At 62.5% G+C, this 1,086-nt stretch carries 1 protein-coding gene; it reads right to left on the bottom strand.

Annotation, left to right across the window (positions count from 1 at the left end; genetic code table 11):
• Window positions 1-7 precede the first annotated feature (7 nt).
• On the bottom strand, window positions 8-1,027 hold the full coding sequence (locus GM1_RS21350) for an IS30 family transposase (protein ID WP_008382561.1): 1,020 nt from the start codon (window positions 1,025-1,027) through the stop codon (window positions 8-10).
• Window positions 1,028-1,086: the final 59 nt, after the last annotated feature.

The following is a 1,086-nucleotide window of genomic DNA, read 5'->3' as shown; positions in this document are numbered from 1 at the left end:
GGCGATTTCAGATGGTCAGTGCACCACCATTCCCGCTGAGAGTATCAGCGAGTTTCTCTGCCGGTGTTCGCCAACCGAGGGTTTCGCGTGGTCGGCCGTTGAGTTCTGCAGCGACGGCGTCGAGGTAGGACTGTGAGTACTGGTGAAGGTCCTCGCCTTTGGGGAAGTACTGGCGGAGCAGGCCGTTGGTGTTCTCGTTCGACCCGCGCTGCCACGGACTGTGCGGATCGCAGAAGTACACCGGTATCCCGGTAGCGATGGTGAACGACTCATGTCGCGCCATCTCTCGCCCCTGATCCCACGTCAGCGAGCATCGAAGGAGGTCAGGGAGGGTTCCCATGAGATTCGACAGCACCAGCGACGTCCGTGCTGCGGTGTGGTCGTAGTTCAGTTTGCCCAACAGCACGAACCGCGTGGAACGCTCCACCAGGGTGATGATCGCCGACCGGTTCCCGGCACCCATGATCAGGTCGCCTTCCCAGTGGCCGGGCACCGCACGGTCCTCGACCTCGGGTGGCCGCTCGGTGATCATGGTCATCGCCGGGATGACCTTCTTGCGGTTCTCGGCGATCTCGCGCCGCTGGGCTCGGCTCACGCGGGTCGTTCCACCGCGGCGGAGCTGGCCGAGCAGTTGGACTTTGAGCTGGCCGCGGGCCTGGAAGTAGAGCGCCTGGTAGATCTGTTCGTGGGACACTCGCATAGTGTCGTCGTCGGGGAAGTCGATGACCAGCCGCTTGCTGATCTGCCGGGGCGACCACTGCTGCCCGAGACCCGTATTGACCTGCGCCAACAAGCGCTCATCGGTTTCGATCTTGCGGTCCTTCGGGCGTGCCAGACGAGCATCTGCTGCGGTTTGAGCAGTATGGGCTCGATACTCCCGGCGCCCGCCGTTGCGGCCGACCTCCCTGCTGATCACAGTGTGGTCGCGGTCGAGTTCACGACCGATCTCACGAAACGACATCCCACTCGGCAAGAGACGGGAAATCTCTTCTCTCACAGAAACATTCAGAACAACGCCACGGCACATGTCGGCAGATCCTTCCAGGAAATTGACCCTGGTGGTGCACTGACCCCCTTACGCCGCCC

It is taken from the genome of Gordonia malaquae NBRC 108250 (assembly GCF_000344135.1).
GTDB classification, from domain to species: Bacteria; Actinomycetota; Actinomycetes; order Mycobacteriales; family Mycobacteriaceae; genus Gordonia; species Gordonia malaquae.
This window is presented reverse-complemented; position numbering and strand designations above follow the sequence as displayed.

Coding starts and splice junctions, on each gene's coding strand:
- GM1_RS21350 (WP_008382561.1), bottom strand. CDS start 1,027: ATGTGCCGTGGCGTTGTTCTGAATGTTTCTGTGAGAGAAGAGATTTCC.